Source organism: Pseudoxanthomonas sp. CCNWLY206-1, from assembly GCF_039710385.1.
Classification (GTDB): domain Bacteria; phylum Pseudomonadota; class Gammaproteobacteria; order Xanthomonadales; family Xanthomonadaceae; genus Pseudoxanthomonas_A.
This window is the reverse complement of sequence record NZ_JBDKXI010000006.1, coordinates 174,493-189,050: the sequence shown is the minus strand read 5'-3', so window position 1 is coordinate 189,050 and position 14,558 is coordinate 174,493. Positions and strand designations below refer to the sequence as shown.

Genomic DNA, 14,558 nt, shown 5'->3' with positions numbered 1-14,558 from the left:
TGCATATCGAACGATCGCGGGGCGCGGTTTATCGCTGGTAGCCATTGGGGCAAACTCCTTGCGACTGTAGGAGCGACGTCAGTCGCGAAAGGCTTTAGACACGGATCAACACGGATCAACACGGGTAGAAGATATTCGATGCTTTATCCGCTTTTATCTGCGTTGATCCGTGCCTGAAAACATCTTTCGCGACTGACGTCGATCCTACAGGTGCATTCCTAAAGCGCATCCAAAAAAAACGCCGGCGCAAAGCCGGCGTTTTGAATTGCAGTGCGGTGTGGAACTCAGTGCTTCAGGTTCTTCCGCAGACGCTCCAGGGCGCTCAGCTGGGCGATGCTCATGGCCAACTGGGCCTGGGCTTCCTCTGCACTCATCTTCGGGTCGCGATGAGCCAGGACGCGCTCGGCTTCTTCCTTGGCCTTGCGGACGGAGGCTTCGTCGATGTCCTGGGCACGAATGGCGGTGTCGGCCAGCACGGTCACGACCTGCGGCTGCACTTCCAGGATGCCGCCGGAGATTGCGAAATCGAGATGCTCGCCGCTGGGCAGCGTCACCACGACCTTGCCGGGCTTCAACCGGGTAATCAGCGGCGCGTGCTTGGGCGCAATGCCCAGCTCGCCCAGTTCGCCGGTGGCAACCACCAAGGTGGCTTCACCATGGAAGATCTCCTGCTCGGCGCTGACGATGTCGCAACGGATGGTGCTCATATCTCTCTCGCTTCGCTCGTTCGATGGGAATCGGGAATGGAGAATCGGGAATGGGCAAGGCCGACTCCAGTTCCTGCTTTCACGATTCCCTATTCCCTATTTACGATTCCCAAGATGGCCGCTTAAGCGGCCATCTTCTTGGCCTTCTCGACGGCCTCTTCGATGCTGCCGACCATGTAGAACGCCTGCTCCGGCAGGTGGTCGTACTCGCCATCGACGATCGCCTTGAAGCCGCGGATGGTGTCCTTCAACGAAACGTACTTGCCGGGCGAACCGGTGAACACTTCGGCCACGTGGAACGGCTGGCTGAAGAAGCGTTCGATCTTGCGGGCGCGCGACACGGACTGCTTGTCTTCTTCGGACAGCTCATCCATACCCAGGATGGCGATGATGTCCTTCAGTTCCTTGTACTTCTGCAGGGTGGACTGCACGCGGCGCGCGGTGTCGTAGTGCTCGTGGCCGATGACGTTCGGGTCCAGCTGGCGGCTGGTGGAGTCCAGCGGATCCACCGCCGGGTAGATACCCAGCGAAGCGATGTTGCGGCTCAGCACGACGGTCGCGTCCAAGTGGGCGAACGTGGTGGCCGGCGACGGGTCGGTCAGGTCGTCCGCGGGCACGTACACGGCCTGGATCGAGGTGATCGAACCGGTCTTGGTGGAAGTGATGCGTTCCTGCAGCACGCCCATTTCCTCGGCCAGCGTCGGCTGGTAACCCACCGCCGACGGCATGCGGCCCAGCAGCGCCGACACTTCGGTACCGGCCAGCGTGTAGCGGTAGATATTGTCGACGAACAGCAGCACGTCCTTACCCTTGCCCGACGCGTCCTTCTCGTCACGGAAGTACTCGGCCATGGTCAGGCCGGTCAGCGCGACGCGCAGACGGTTGCCCGGCGGCTCGTTCATCTGGCCGTACACCATCGCCACCTTATCGAGGACGTTGGAGTCCTTCATCTCGTGGTAGAAGTCGTTGCCCTCGCGGGTACGCTCACCCACGCCGGCGAACACGGACAAGCCGCTGTGCGCCTTGGCGATGTTGTTGATCAGTTCCATCATGTTGACGGTCTTGCCGACGCCGGCGCCGCCGAACAGGCCTACCTTGCCGCCCTTGGCGAACGGGCACATCAGGTCGATCACCTTGATGCCGGTTTCCAGCAGTTCGTTGGTCGAGGACTGGTCTTCGTAGCTCGGTGCGGCACGGTGGATTTCCCAATGATCGGTGGCCTGCACTTCGCCGGCCTCGTCGATCGGGCGGCCCAGCACATCCATGATGCGGCCCAGTGTGCCCGCGCCAACCGGCACGGAAATCGCGCGGCCGGTGTTGTTGGCTACCAGGTTGCGCTTCAAGCCGTCGGTGGAGCCGAGGGCGATGGTGCGCACCACGCCGTCGCCGAGCTGCTGCTGCACTTCCAGCGTGATGGCGGTGTTTTCCACCTGCAGCGCGTCGTAGATCTTCGGCACTTCGGTACGCGGGAATTCGACGTCGACGACGGCGCCGATGATCTGCACGATCTTGCCCTGGGTGTTGGTGGCGTTCATGTCACTACTCGCTATATTTTCGAAAGTTTTCGGGTGCTCGGGAAAACCGCGCGGCTTTCCCGAACATCCGCTGGATCGTTCCCGCCCGCCTATTGGCGGACGGGAACAGGTTCAAGCTATTACTCGCACTTCAGCATGGTGACCGTTTGAGCGAACTGATCGTTCGCCTGGGTGCAGGCAGCCGAAAGACCGCTCTTGTCAGGCATCGCTTCCCACTGTGCCTTCGACTGGTCGATGGCTTGCTGGAAGGCGGTCGCCGAGGCGTTGCCGCTCGACTTGGCGAAGCATGCCTTGGCGCGATTCAGATAGTTCTCGCACTCTACCGGCAAGCCGGAGTTGGCAGGCGCAGCGGCAGCGGTGGCATCGGCGGCCGGAGCAGCAGCATCCGCAGCCGGGGCAGCGGTGGCATCAGTCGCAGCCGGGGCGGCAGTATCTGCAGCCGGGGTAGCGGCAGCATCAGCGGCCGGAGCAGGTTCTTCCTTCTTGCACGCTGCGAGGGCAGCGCACAGGGCTACGGCGATCACGAATTTTTTCATTACAAGGTCCTTTGAATGGGGATGATTCGGTGATGCTCTTCATTGCGCGGTGAAGCTTCCTACTTCAACTACCGGATCATCGTTGCGCGACGACAGCCCAGCAAAGCAAACCGGTAACAAAATCAGACCGCCGCCGCACCGCCGACGATCTCGGAAATTTCCTGCGTGATCGCCGCCTGGCGGGCCTTGTTGTAGACCAGCTGTAGCGTTTCGATCAGTTTGTTGGCGTTGTCGCTGGCGGCCTTCATGGCCACCATGCGTGCTGCATGTTCGGATGCGATGTTTTCCAACACCGCCTGGTACACCAGCGATTCGATGTAGCGCGTGATCACGTGATCCAGCACCGTCGCGGCATCGGGTTCGTAGATATAGTCCCAGTCGTGGTGCGCCACCTGCGTGTCAGCGGCCGGCAACGGCAGCAGCTGGTCGAAGCTGGCCTTTTGCGTCATCGTATTGACGAAGCCGTTGTAGACCACGTACACGCGGTCGAGCCTGCCCTCGGTGTACGCGTCCAACATCACTTTGATCACGCCGATCAGCTGGTCCAGCTTGGGGTTGTCGCCCAGGTGCGACACGCTACCCAGCATGTCGACCTTGACGCGGCGGAAGAACACCGATGCCTTCTGGCCGATCGTCACGACGTCGACTTCAGCGCCCTTGTCCTGCCACTGGCGCACTTCGCCGAGCGCCTTGCGGAACAGGTTGTTGTTCAACCCGCCCGCCAGACCACGATCGGAAGAGATGACGATGTAGCCGACGCGCTTGATGTCCTGGCGCTCGACCATGAAAGGATGCTGGTAATCGGTATTGGCTTGAGCCAAGTGGCCGATCACCTGCTTCATGGCGCGCGCATAGGGGCGCGAGGTCTTCATCCGCTCCTGCGCCTTGCGAATCTTGGAGGCCGAGACCATCTCGAGCGCGCGCGTCACCTTGCGGGTGTTCTGCACACTCTTGATCTTGGTTTTTATTTCGCGTCCGCCTGCCATCTTTGCTCGCTCTGCTCGCGGGAATCGGGAATGGAGAATCGGGAATCGGCAAAGCCGTCCGGTTCTTCGTTCCTACGATTCCCTGTTCCCGATTCCCTATTCCCGGCTCTTACCAGGTACCCGTCTGCTTGAACTCGGAGATGCCCTTCTTGAAGGCGCCTTCGATATCGTCGTTCCAATTGCCGGTGCTGTTGATCGTATTGATCAGGTCGCCGGCGGTATTGGCGAAGTGAGCGTGCAGGCCCTCTTCGAACGCCAGGACTTTGTTTACCGGCACGTCGTCCAGGTAGCCTTCGTTGACGGCGTAGATCGACAGCGCCTGATCGGCGATGGACATCGGCTTGTACTGCTTCTGCTTCATCAGTTCGGTAACGCGCTGACCGCGTTCCAGCTGCTTGCGGGTAGCTTCGTCCAGGTCCGAAGCGAACTGCGCGAACGCGGCCAGCTCACGGTACTGCGCCAGCGAGATACGGATGCCACCGGACAGCTTCTTGATGATCTTGGTCTGGGCGGCGCCACCGACGCGCGACACCGAGATACCGGCGTTGACGGCAGGACGGATACCGGCGTTGAACAGATCGGTTTCCAGGAAGATCTGGCCGTCAGTGATCGAGATCACGTTGGTCGGTACGAACGCGGACACGTCGCCAGCCTGGGTTTCGATGATCGGCAGCGCGGTCAGTGAACCGGTCTTGCCCTTTACCTGGCCATTGGTGAATTTCTCCACGTAGTCCTCTGACACGCGCGCGGCGCGTTCCAGCAGACGGCTATGCAGGTAGAACACGTCGCCCGGGTAGGCTTCGCGGCCCGGCGGACGCTTCAGCAGCAGCGAGATCTGGCGGTAGGCCACGGCCTGCTTGGACAGATCGTCGTACACGATCAGCGCGTCTTCGCCGCGATCCAGGAAGTATTCGCCCATGGTGCAGCCGGAGTAGGCGCTGATGTACTGCATCGCGGCCGATTCCGACGCGGTGGCGGCCACCACGATCGTGTGCGCAAGGGCGCCGTTTTCTTCCAGTCGGCGTACAACGTTCGCGACGGACGAGGCCTTCTGGCCGATCGCCACGTACACGCACTTAATGCCGGTACCCTTCTGGTTGATGATGGCGTCGATGGCCAACGCGGTCTTGCCGGTCTGGCGGTCGCCGATGATCAGCTCGCGCTGGCCGCGGCCGATCGGGATCATGGCGTCGACCGACTTGTAACCGGTCTGCACCGGCTGATCGACCGACTTGCGCCAGATCACGCCCGGTGCCACGCGCTCCACCGGCGCGGTCAGCTTGGCGTCGATCGGGCCCTTGCCGTCGATCGGCTCACCCAGTGCGTTCACCACGCGGCCCAGCAGTTCGTTGCCGACCGGCACTTCCAGGATGCGGCCGGTGGTCTTGGCCACGTCGCCTTCGCGCAGCTGCTCGTAGTCGCCCAGCACCACCGCACCCACGGAGTCACGCTCCAGGTTCAGCGCCAGTGCGTAGGTGTCGTTCGGCAGTTCGATCATTTCGCCCTGCATGACGTCGGCCAGACCGAATACACGCACGATGCCGTCGGACACGCTGGTCACGGTGCCTTCGTTGCGCGACTCGGCGGCCAGCTTGACCTTCTCGATGCGGGTCTTGATCAGTTCGCTGATTTCGGAGGGGTTGAGCGTGGTGGCCATTTCTTGGTTCCCTTGTGCAGCCGTTGCCGGCCGCGGTTTAAATGAATTCAGTGCGTGAGCGCGGTCTGCAGGCGGGTCAACTTGCCCTTCAGCGAGCCATCGATGACGATATCGCCGGCATCGATCACCGCGCCGCCGATCAGCGATTCGTCGATCGCCGTAGCGATTTCGACCTGGCGCCCGAAGCGTTTTTCCAGTGCGGCCTTGATGATGTCGATTTCGCCAGCCGGCAGTGCCGCGGCGGAAGTGACCTTGGCCTTGACCACCTGTTCGGCCTCAGCGCGTAGTTCTTCGTACAGTCCCGCGATCTCCGGCAACTGCGCCAGGCGGCGGCCATCGGCGAGCAGGCTCAGAAAACGGACGAACGACTCGCTGGCGTTTTCCGGTGCGAGGAGTGCCACCGCATCGGCCTGGGACAGCTGCGGATTGGGCAGCAGCGCGGCCAGGCGCGGATCGGCGGCGGCGAGCGCCGCGAATCCCAACGCATCCGACCACGCGGTGAAGTTGCCTTCTTCGCGCGCCACCGAAAAAGCAGCGCGAGCGTAAGGGCGGGCGACGGTAAGAGCCTGGCTCATCGGTCAGCGGGTCCCGGTCAGATTTCGGCGGCGAGTTCGTCGAGCAGCGCCTTGTGGGCGTTGGCATCGATTTCGCGCTTCAACAGTTTTTCGGCACCGCTTACGGCCAGCGCGGACACGTGCTTGCGCAGTTCCTCGCGGGCACGTGTCGCCGCCGCTTCGATTTCGGCTTCGGCCGTCGCCTTCTGGCGATTGGCTTCGACGATCGCTTCGTTCTTGGCCGCATCGACGATCTGGTTGGCACGGGCATGCGCCTGATCGATGATCTCGTTGGCCTTCAGACGCGCTTCCTTGAGCGCCTCGTTGACCTTCTCCTGCGCCTGCGCCAGGTCCTTCTGGCTACGGTCGGCGGCAGCCAGACCTTCGGCGATTTTCTGCTGGCGTTCTTCAATCGCGCTCAGCAGTGGCGGCCAGATTTTTGTCGCAATAATCCAGATCAGACCGGCAAACGCCAGCGCCTGGGCGAAAAGAGTCAGACCAATGTTCATGGGATACGCTCTGCCTATGGTGTAAGCCGAGCGCGCCAATGCGCGCGCCCGTCATCATCACAGCGAACGACCGCCTGGCCGTTCGCTGCAATTCCGCTAAATCAGCCGGCCAGGGTCTTCGCCTGCTCCAGGAACGCAGCAGCCAGCGGGTTGGCGAACGCCAGCAGCAGCGCCACGGCGACGGTGATGATGAACGCGGCGTCGATCAGGCCGGCGGTGATGAACATGCGGACCTGCAGTACCGGGATCAGTTCCGGCTGGCGAGCAGCGGACTCCAGGAACTTGCCGGCCATGATGGCCAGACCCAAGCCGGCGCCCAGAGCGGCCAGGCCGATCATGATGCCGACGGCGAGGACGGTGGAACCCTGAATCTGGGCGAGGTTGGACAGGATGGTTTCCATGGTTATCTCCGGAACTATGAGTGCTTAAGTGAGTGAAACGCTTAGGTGAAGGTGAAACTTAAACTTTAGTGGCTGTCTTCCGACAGGCTCAGGTACACGATGGACAGCATCATGAAGATGAAAGCCTGCAGCGGAATGACCAGCAGGTGGAACAGCATCCAGCCAAGGCCGAATGCACCGCCTGCCAGGGCGCCCACGATGCCGGCGCCGCCCAGGACCCAGATCAGCAGGAAGACGATCTCGCCGCCGAACATGTTGCCGAACAGTCGCATGGCCAGCGAGATGGGCTTGCTGATCCACTCGACGATATTGAGGATGAGGTTGAAGGGCACCATCCACTTGCCGAACGGCGCGGTCAGGAATTCCTTGGTGAATCCACCCAGCCCCTTGGAGCGGAGGGCGAAGAACAACATCAGGAAGAACACGCTGATCGACATGCCCAACGTGGCATTGACGTCCGCGGTGGGTACCGGCTTCCAGTAGTGCACGCCCAACAGTTCCAGCGGCTTGGCGATGAAATCCGCTGGAATCATCTTCAGCAGATTCATCAGCAGGATCCAGAAGAACAGGGTGATCGCGATCGGCGTCACCAGCTTGCTGGTGCCGTGATAGGTGTCGCGGGCCTGCTTGTCCACGAATTCAAGCATGATCTCGACAAACGCCTGCCATTTGCCGGGCACGCCCGCAGTGGCCTTGCGCGTCGCCATCCAGAAGGCGAAAACCATCAGCAAGCCCATCAGGATGGAAGTAACGATGGTGTCCACGTGGATAGCCCAGAAGCCACCTTCCTGAACCTGAAAGGTCAGATTCTGAAGGTGGTGCTGGATGTAACCGGTGGGAGTCAGTGCCTCGCCCGCCATGTTGGGACCTTATTCGTTTTAGAGACGCCTGGCCGCAGCCAGCATTTGTGCTATCAATCCGGTGATCATGCCGGCCATCAACGGCAAGGGCGCCAATTTGCACACCCCAACCCCCAACAGCAGCACCGCGAACACCACGACCCACTTCAATACAACGCTGACCAGCAGCCGCAGCATGGCCGCCCCTGCCGGCACTACGCCGCCGCCGAAGGCTACCCTGGCTGACGCCAGACCACCCGCGACCACCGCCAACCCTCCGACCGCCGCAGCCAGAGCCTGCGGAAGGCCCCAGATCAGGAAGACCAGCGCGACCAGCAGTACCGCTGCCAGTTGGTAGACAACGGCGCGCAACGCTAGCCGCCGGCCCGCAGCGACGGAATTAAGCACGTGAAAGCCCTACGGATTGGCGGGGTACAAGGCCTGAAAGCGCCTCGCCGAGCCGCAAAAGTATAGCAGGCGCCCAATTTGACCGACAACCGGCAAAAGTGCGGGACGTTGATTTCGAGGGGCCGCACCTGTAATTCCCGCCCTTGCGCTGCGCATCGGTTCTGACTCCGCGTCGCCTATTCATTTTTTTATCGCAAATTTTCCGGAACTTTGACGAAACGGACCGGTCAGTGACTGCAAGGTCTGCCGCTCAACTTCCTCGTCCGATGCTCCGCTCAGCAGGCCTCACCGAAGCCCCGGCCGTCCGGGGCTTCGTTTTTTTTGCGATACGGACTCCACTTTGCGACGTACTTGGCAGTTCCACATGCCGATTTCGAACTGCGCGCGTTTTTCACCGCTCGTCGACCGATCAGCCGACAAGGTGGGCTTACTCCTGGCCCGCTTCCCCCAACGCGGCTATTGAGTCGGAACGAGTCAGAACTCGACCGGATCAATCTCTCATCCCTTCCTCCCTCCGTTGCGAGAAAGGAAGGGAAGGCACTCACCGTTGCAGTGCCGCATCTGTAAGGCGGGCCAGGAAGCCGCACGTTGAAAATGGAGCGACCTTACGATGATCAAATCGAGCCGTGCCCTACCGATTCTGGCGCTGATCGCAGCTGTTGCAGGGCCAGCGCATTCCCAAGAACAACCAGATGATCGTTTCACGCTTCGGCTAGGCGCCATGAACGTGAGCGCACAAGGCGAATTGAATGGCGCCACCCAGTACCTGGATCAGGATTTCCGCTTCTCGGAAGATTTCGATTTCGGTGGCGATGAGCTGGTGCCACGCATTGACGGCGTATTTCGGATCAGTCCACGCAATCGGCTGGTGTTCGATTATTTCCAGTACGACAAAGATCGGCGGGCGACCTTGGGTAGCGATCTTTCCTACGATGACATCACCATTCCGGCAGGCAGCTTCGCCAAGGGCGAGGTGAAGTTCCATCTGGCGAGCCTGATGTATGACTACGCGGCGGTCGATACGCCAAGTTTTGGCGTCGGACTGCAGGTAGGTGCCCAATGGGCCAAGCTGGAGGGTGAGGTTTACGCCGAGGCCGGCGAAGACAGCTTCAGTGCTCGCTCCAGCGAAGATGGCTATGCGCCCGTGGTGGGCCTGCGCCTGACGGCTACCCCCAGCGAGAAATGGCTGTTCAACGTGCAAGGCCAGTATTTGGATACGGACTGGGGCGACTTCGGCGACTACGAAGGCAGCGTCACCCGCGCCAATGCGCTGGCCGAATATCGCTTCAATGAAACTTTCGGCGTATTTGTCGGCTACGACTGGTTCAAGCTGGATGTCGAGAAAAGCGGCAGGGATGGATTGCTGGGACTGGATCAGCGATTCAAAGGCCCTATCGCGGGCGTGACCTTGGCGTTCTGAGAAGCCGGGAATCGGGAATAGAGAGTAGGGAATCGCGAGCGGCGACCGACCTTGTACCCGCACCGTTTGGCGCCGCGACATGGCGGCTTCGATGGTTCGCAGGGTGCCCTGCAAAGGCCAAACGCTTCAGCGAGGCGTCCCGCTCGATCGATAAGCTATATCTATCGAAATAGTCGTTCGATTGCATTGGACTTCGTCCACGCCGCCTCCATAATGAGATCAATTCTCATTTGGAGGCGCTCGTGAACAAGACCCTCAGTTTCGCCGCCCTGCATTTCACCGTCGCCTTTCTGCTGGGCTGGCTGTTTACCGGCAGCCTGCTGGTGGGCGGCGCGCTCGCGCTGGTCGAACCGGCGTGCAATACCGTGGTGTTCCATTTCCACGAAAAGGTCTGGAAGCGGATCGAGCAGCGGCGGGCTCGGCGCAGTGAGCAAGCTGCTGCTATGGCGTTGTGATGCGGGATCCGTCCTTGTGGGAGCGACGTAAGTCGCGACGAAGCTTTACCGGTAAAGCTTCATCGCGACTTACGTCGCTCCCACAAGGATGGGCATGCACATAAAAACGCCGCCTCAAGATGAGGCGGCGTTTGTTGTGTTGACTGCCGCCGCAATGCAGCGCAGGAGTTACTTCTTCTTCGGAATATACAAATCAGTGATGGTGCCGTCGTACACCTCGGCTGCCATGCCCACCGATTCGCCAAGCGTGGGGTGCGGATGGATGGTGTGGCCGATGTCTTCGGCTTCCGCGCCCATCTCGATCGCCAGCCCGATCTCCGCGATCAGGTCGCCCGCGTGCACGCCGACGATGGCGCCGCCGATGATACGGTGGGTGTCTTCATCGAAAATCAGCTTGGTGAAGCCCTCGCCGCGGCCGATGCCTACTGCGCGTGCCGATGCGACCCAGGGGAACTTGCCCACGCCAACCTTGAGCCCTTTCGCCTTGGCTTCGGTTTCGGTCACGCCTACCCAGGCGATCTCTGGATCGGTGTAGGCCACGGACGGAATCACTCGCGCCACCCATTCTTTCTTCTGTCCGGCGGCGACTTCCGCTGCCAGCTTGCCTTCGTGCGTGGCCTTGTGCGCCAGCATCGGCTGACCGACCAGGTCGCCGATGGCGAAGATGTGCGGCACGTTGGTGCGCATCTGCTTGTCGACCGGGATGAAGCCACGTTCGGTGACCTGCACGCCCGCTTTGTCCGCGTCGAGTTTGCCGCCGTTCGGCGCACGGCCTACCGCGACCAATACGCGGTCCCAGGTCCCTGATTCCAACGCCGGCTTCTGGCCTTCATCCGCGCTCTCGAACGACACGGTGATGCCCTGCTTGGTAGCGTCTACCTTGGCGGCCTTGGTCTTCAGATGCACGGCCACGCCCTGCTTCTTCAAACGATCCGCCAGCGGCTTGACCAGATCCTTGTCGGCACCCGGCATCAGCTGGTCCATGAATTCGACCACTGTCACTTCACTGCCCAGCGCGCGATACACCGTGGCCATTTCCAGGCCGATGATGCCGCCGCCGACGACCAGCAGTTTCTTCGGCACATCATCGAGTTGCAGCGCATCGGTGGAATCCATGATGCGCTTGTCGTCCCACGGGAAATTGGGCAGCTTCACCGCCTGCGAGCCGGCGGCGATGATGCATTGCTCGAAACGCAGCAACTGCGTCTTGCCATCGTCGCCGGTGATTTCCAGTTCGTTGGCGGAAACGAACCGGCCAACACCTTGGACGGTGCGCACCTTGCGCTGCTTGGCCATGCCGGCCAGGCCTTTGGTGAACTGGCCCACGACTTTGTTCTGCTTGAAATCGCGCAGCTTGGCGAGGTCGATCTTGGGTTTGCCGAAATCCACACCGATGTCAGCCGAATGCGAGGCTTCCTCGATCAGCGCGGCCGCGTGCAGCAGCGCCTTGGACGGAATGCAGCCCACGTTGAGACAGACGCCGCCCAAGGCGGGATAGCGCTCGATCAGCACGGTATCCAGGCCGATATCGGCAGCACGGAACGCGGCGGTGTAACCGCCGGGACCGGAACCCAGCACCACCATCCGGCATTCGATATCGGCGGGCTTGCCGGTACCCAGCGCCGGCTTGGGCGCGGAGGTCGGGGGAGTAGCCGGAGCCGCGGGCGAAGGTGTCACGGGCGCGGGCTTGGGCGCTTCGGTTGCCGCGGCGGCGGCGGCCGGCTTCGCTGCCGGAGCCTCTCCTGCGCCTTCGGTTTCCAGGATGGCTACGACGCTGCCTTCGGACAGCGCATCGCCCAGCTTGACCTTCAGTTCCTTCACCACGCCGGCGGCGGACGACGGCACTTCCAGCGTCGCCTTGTCCGATTCCAGCGTCACCAGGCCCTGGTCCTTCTTCACCGTATCGCCTACGGCAACCAGGATTTCGATGACCGGCACATCGGTGTAATCGCCGATGTCGGGGACCTTGACTTCAATGGTATTCGCCATCGCAACTCTCTTTGGTAGGGCGGATTCTTGACCCGCCATTGGCTTTCAGGACGACGGTAGACGGCGGGTCGAGACCCGCCCTACAAATTCACAGCAGCAGGCCTCATAGCGGCAGGCCTCATAGCAGCACGCCTCACAGCAGCACGCGACGCATATCGGCCAGCAGCTGCGCCAAGTAGGCGGCGAAGCGAGCGGCGGAGGCGCCATCGATGACGCGGTGGTCGTAGCTCAGCGACAGCGGCAGCATCAGGCGCGGCTGGAACTGCTTGCCATCCCATACGGGTTGGATCGACGACTTGGAGACGCCCAGGATGGCCACTTCCGGCGCATTGACGATAGGCGTGAACGCAGTGCCGCCGATACCGCCCAACGAAGAGATCGAGAAGCAGCCGCCGGACATTTCCGCCGGGCCCAGCTTGCCGTCACGCGCCTTCTTGGCCAGCTCTCCGGTTTCCTGCGCCAGCTCCACCACGCCTTTCTTGTCGACGTCGCGGATGACCGGAACGACCAGGCCGTTGGGTGTGTCGGCGGCAAATCCGATATGGAAATATTTCTTCAGCGTGAGATTTTCGCCGCTGGCATCCAGGGACGAGTTGAAGTCCGGGAATTTCTTCAGCGCGGCCACGCTGGCCTTCATCAGGAAGGCGAGCATGGTCAGCTTGATGCCCGCTTTCTCATTTTCCTTGTTCAGCGCCACGCGCAGCGCTTCCAGGTCGGTGATGTCGGCGAGATCGTGCTGGGTGACGTGCGGGATCATTGCCCAGTTGCGCGCCAGGTTGGCGCCGGAAATCTTCTTGATGCGCGACAACGGCTGGGTTTCGATTTCGCCGAACTTGGTGAAGTCGACCTTCGGCCAGGGCAGCAGATTGAGACCGCCACCGGCACTGGCTGCCGGGACCGTCGCGCCAGTTGTGGCGCCACCGGCCAACGCGGATTTCACATACCGCTGCACATCTTCCTTGCTGATGCGGCCGGCATGCTCGGTGCCTTTCACCTGATTCAGGTCCACGCCCAGTTCGCGTGCGAACAGGCGCACCGATGGGCTGGCGTGCGGCACTTTCTCCGGCATCACGCGATCAGCGTTGAACTCGACCGGAGGCGAACGCGGCGGCGAGGCTTCCGGATCGATGCCGGGGCGGTCATCCAACACGCGCGATGCCGCTGGCGCAGTCGAGGCGGCCGAGGAGGCGATTTCGCGCTGGGCAATCTTGTCCGGCACCACCGGCATGGCGACGGGTTCCACCCGGGTGGCGGTTTCGGCGGTGCGGTTTTCCGGGCTCTTCGACAGCGGCTCCTTCGGCGGTTCCTTCGCGGCCTCCTTCGGCGCGGCGGCCGCGGCTGGCTTGGCTTCGGCGGCGTCGCCGGTCTCGATCAGCGCCACCACGGCGCCTTCGGAAAGCTCATCACCCAACTTGACCTTCAGTTCCTTGACCACGCCAGCGAACGGCGAAGGCACTTCCAGCGTGGCCTTGTCCGACTCCAGCGTGACCAGCCCCTGGTCCTTGGTGACGGTGTCGCCGACAGCCACCAGTATTTCAATGACAGGTACATCGCTGTAGTCACCGATGTCGGGAACTCGTGCTTCCTTGATGTCGGCCATGCGGAACTCCAGCGATTCGATTCGAAAGGGGAACCCCTATTGTGGCCATACGCGCGCGATGCGCCAACCTCTGTCGGTGATTATTTTTGTCCTGGCACAGGACATCGCGCCGCTAAAACGATGGCGCCCGCAGCCTTGCGGCTACGGGCGCACGGGAAAATCCCGGTTGGGTACGGCGCTATTCCTCGGTGGTATCGCTTTGGTCCGGCTTGTTTTCCAGCAAATTCAAGCGGCCACCATCGGGCAGACGATACGCAAGCGCATCGTCCAGGCGGTCCAGCTCCTGCAAATTCCCGCAGAGCTTCTCGGCGCGGGCTTCCAGTTGCTTGGCACGCGGTTCCACTTGGGCCTCGATCTGCTTGTCCAGGTTCTCCATCTTTTTCAGCCGCTCGGTATCGCCGGTGAAGGCGCTGCGCACCGCACCACCTACGATGTCGCCGATGATCAAGGGCACCACCTCGCCCACGGTCTGGCCGATGGCCTCGCCCATCGCTTCGCTGCTGAAACGATTGGCGCTGATGGAGCGCGCCAGACGCTTGTCGATCGTCTTGCGCGCCTTGTCCAGCGAAGTGCGGGTATTGGCAGGATCGTTGCTGAAACCCGCCGCGACTTCGGTCAGCGCGGCAAATGCGATCTCGGTGGCATCGCGTGCGATCTCACTGGCCAGTGGCATGGTTTTGCGCGCGTTGCGTTCGAACTCGGCAACTCGCTGAGTGTCCTCCTTGCTTAAAGCCACCCATCGATCATCCAGGAACAAACGCCCCTGGCGCATCACCACCCATTTGGGCTGACCGCTGTCGCGAGTGAAGATCACGCTGCGCTCATCAATGGTGAGGTCGTAGTCGCTCTTGATATTGCAGCGGATTTCCTTGGCCTGCGCGCTGGCGGCCAGCAGCATCAATCCCAGCGAGGCGATAGTACGGCGCATGTAGCGATGGATCATCAGAGCACTCCCGCAGTAT

At 61.7% G+C, this 14,558-nt stretch carries 15 protein-coding genes; 2 read left to right on the top strand and 13 right to left on the bottom strand.

The window, feature by feature from the left end:
* Positions 1-284 precede the first annotated feature (284 nt).
* From AADW18_RS14825 to AADW18_RS14780, 10 genes are all read right to left on the bottom strand, one after another.
* Positions 285-707: a F0F1 ATP synthase subunit epsilon gene (locus AADW18_RS14825; protein ID WP_337344160.1), complete on the bottom strand. Its 423-nt coding sequence runs from the start codon at positions 705-707 to the stop codon at positions 285-287.
* 122 nt (positions 708-829) lie between these two features.
* Positions 830-2,242 (bottom strand): F0F1 ATP synthase subunit beta, encoded by a 1,413-nt coding sequence (gene atpD, locus AADW18_RS14820; protein WP_337344159.1) that lies wholly within the window; start codon positions 2,240-2,242, stop codon positions 830-832.
* Positions 2,243-2,361: 119 nt separating this feature from the next.
* Positions 2,362-2,778: a DUF5339 family protein gene (locus tag AADW18_RS14815; protein WP_337344158.1), complete on the bottom strand. Its 417-nt coding sequence runs from the start codon at positions 2,776-2,778 to the stop codon at positions 2,362-2,364.
* A 122-nt stretch (positions 2,779-2,900) separates the two neighbouring features.
* The gene (gene atpG / locus AADW18_RS14810; RefSeq protein ID WP_337344157.1) at positions 2,901-3,764 is read right to left on the bottom strand and encodes a F0F1 ATP synthase subunit gamma; all 864 of its coding nucleotides are present in this window, start codon (positions 3,762-3,764) and stop codon (positions 2,901-2,903) included.
* 109 nt (positions 3,765-3,873) lie between these two features.
* Positions 3,874-5,421 carry a F0F1 ATP synthase subunit alpha gene (atpA, locus tag AADW18_RS14805; protein WP_337344156.1) on the bottom strand — a complete coding sequence of 516 codons (1,548 nt, stop codon included), beginning with the start codon at positions 5,419-5,421 and terminating at the stop codon, positions 3,874-3,876.
* 47 nt (positions 5,422-5,468) lie between these two features.
* Positions 5,469-5,996 carry a F0F1 ATP synthase subunit delta gene (locus AADW18_RS14800; RefSeq protein WP_337344155.1) on the bottom strand — a complete coding sequence of 176 codons (528 nt, stop codon included), beginning with the start codon at positions 5,994-5,996 and terminating at the stop codon, positions 5,469-5,471.
* Between the two features lie 17 nt (positions 5,997-6,013).
* Positions 6,014-6,484 (bottom strand): F0F1 ATP synthase subunit B, encoded by a 471-nt coding sequence (locus AADW18_RS14795; RefSeq protein WP_337344154.1) that lies wholly within the window; start codon positions 6,482-6,484, stop codon positions 6,014-6,016.
* Positions 6,485-6,585: 101 nt separating this feature from the next.
* Positions 6,586-6,885, bottom strand: coding sequence for a F0F1 ATP synthase subunit C (gene atpE / locus AADW18_RS14790; protein WP_337344153.1), 300 nt, complete (start codon positions 6,883-6,885; stop codon positions 6,586-6,588).
* 65 nt (positions 6,886-6,950) lie between these two features.
* Complete coding sequence (gene atpB / locus AADW18_RS14785; RefSeq protein WP_337344152.1) at positions 6,951-7,745, bottom strand: F0F1 ATP synthase subunit A; 795 nt, start codon at positions 7,743-7,745, stop codon at positions 6,951-6,953.
* A gap of 18 nt (positions 7,746-7,763) precedes the next feature.
* Positions 7,764-8,132 carry an ATP synthase subunit I gene (locus AADW18_RS14780; protein WP_337344151.1) on the bottom strand — a complete coding sequence of 123 codons (369 nt, stop codon included), beginning with the start codon at positions 8,130-8,132 and terminating at the stop codon, positions 7,764-7,766.
* Positions 8,133-8,745: 613 nt separating this feature from the next.
* Between AADW18_RS14780 and AADW18_RS14775 the strand changes: the two genes are divergently transcribed.
* Together AADW18_RS14775 and AADW18_RS14770 are read left to right on the top strand one after the other, a co-directional pair.
* Positions 8,746-9,552: a hypothetical protein gene (locus tag AADW18_RS14775; protein ID WP_337344289.1), complete on the top strand. Its 807-nt coding sequence runs from the start codon at positions 8,746-8,748 to the stop codon at positions 9,550-9,552.
* Positions 9,553-9,794: 242 nt separating this feature from the next.
* Positions 9,795-10,007 (top strand): DUF2061 domain-containing protein, encoded by a 213-nt coding sequence (locus tag AADW18_RS14770; RefSeq protein ID WP_337344150.1) that lies wholly within the window; start codon positions 9,795-9,797, stop codon positions 10,005-10,007.
* Between the two features lie 168 nt (positions 10,008-10,175).
* Here the strand turns inward: AADW18_RS14770 and lpdA are convergent, their stop codons facing one another.
* From lpdA to AADW18_RS14755, 3 genes are all read right to left on the bottom strand, one after another.
* Positions 10,176-11,996 carry a dihydrolipoyl dehydrogenase gene (gene lpdA / locus AADW18_RS14765; protein WP_337344149.1) on the bottom strand — a complete coding sequence of 607 codons (1,821 nt, stop codon included), beginning with the start codon at positions 11,994-11,996 and terminating at the stop codon, positions 10,176-10,178.
* Positions 11,997-12,129: 133 nt separating this feature from the next.
* Positions 12,130-13,596, bottom strand: coding sequence for a dihydrolipoyllysine-residue acetyltransferase (locus tag AADW18_RS14760; protein WP_337344148.1), 1,467 nt, complete (start codon positions 13,594-13,596; stop codon positions 12,130-12,132).
* A gap of 178 nt (positions 13,597-13,774) precedes the next feature.
* Positions 13,775-14,539: a DUF2884 family protein gene (locus AADW18_RS14755; protein ID WP_337344147.1), complete on the bottom strand. Its 765-nt coding sequence runs from the start codon at positions 14,537-14,539 to the stop codon at positions 13,775-13,777.
* Positions 14,540-14,558 lie beyond the last annotated feature (19 nt).

Bases quoted from the DNA above. Each gene is read 5' to 3' on its own strand.
- AADW18_RS14825 (WP_337344160.1), bottom strand. From the start codon at position 707: ATGAGCACCATCCGTTGCGACATCGTCAGCGCCGAGCAGGAGATCTTC.
- atpD (WP_337344159.1), bottom strand. From the start codon at position 2,242: ATGAACGCCACCAACACCCAGGGCAAGATCGTGCAGATCATCGGCGCC.
- AADW18_RS14815 (WP_337344158.1), bottom strand. From the start codon at position 2,778: ATGAAAAAATTCGTGATCGCCGTAGCCCTGTGCGCTGCCCTCGCAGCG.
- atpG (WP_337344157.1), bottom strand. From the start codon at position 3,764: ATGGCAGGCGGACGCGAAATAAAAACCAAGATCAAGAGTGTGCAGAAC.
- atpA (WP_337344156.1), bottom strand. From the start codon at position 5,421: ATGGCCACCACGCTCAACCCCTCCGAAATCAGCGAACTGATCAAGACC.
- AADW18_RS14800 (WP_337344155.1), bottom strand. From the start codon at position 5,996: ATGAGCCAGGCTCTTACCGTCGCCCGCCCTTACGCTCGCGCTGCTTTT.
- AADW18_RS14795 (WP_337344154.1), bottom strand. From the start codon at position 6,484: ATGAACATTGGTCTGACTCTTTTCGCCCAGGCGCTGGCGTTTGCCGGT.
- atpE (WP_337344153.1), bottom strand. From the start codon at position 6,885: ATGGAAACCATCCTGTCCAACCTCGCCCAGATTCAGGGTTCCACCGTC.
- atpB (WP_337344152.1), bottom strand. From the start codon at position 7,745: ATGGCGGGCGAGGCACTGACTCCCACCGGTTACATCCAGCACCACCTT.
- lpdA (WP_337344149.1), bottom strand. From the start codon at position 11,996: ATGGCGAATACCATTGAAGTCAAGGTCCCCGACATCGGCGATTACACC.
- AADW18_RS14760 (WP_337344148.1), bottom strand. From the start codon at position 13,596: ATGGCCGACATCAAGGAAGCACGAGTTCCCGACATCGGTGACTACAGC.
- AADW18_RS14755 (WP_337344147.1), bottom strand. From the start codon at position 14,539: ATGATCCATCGCTACATGCGCCGTACTATCGCCTCGCTGGGATTGATG.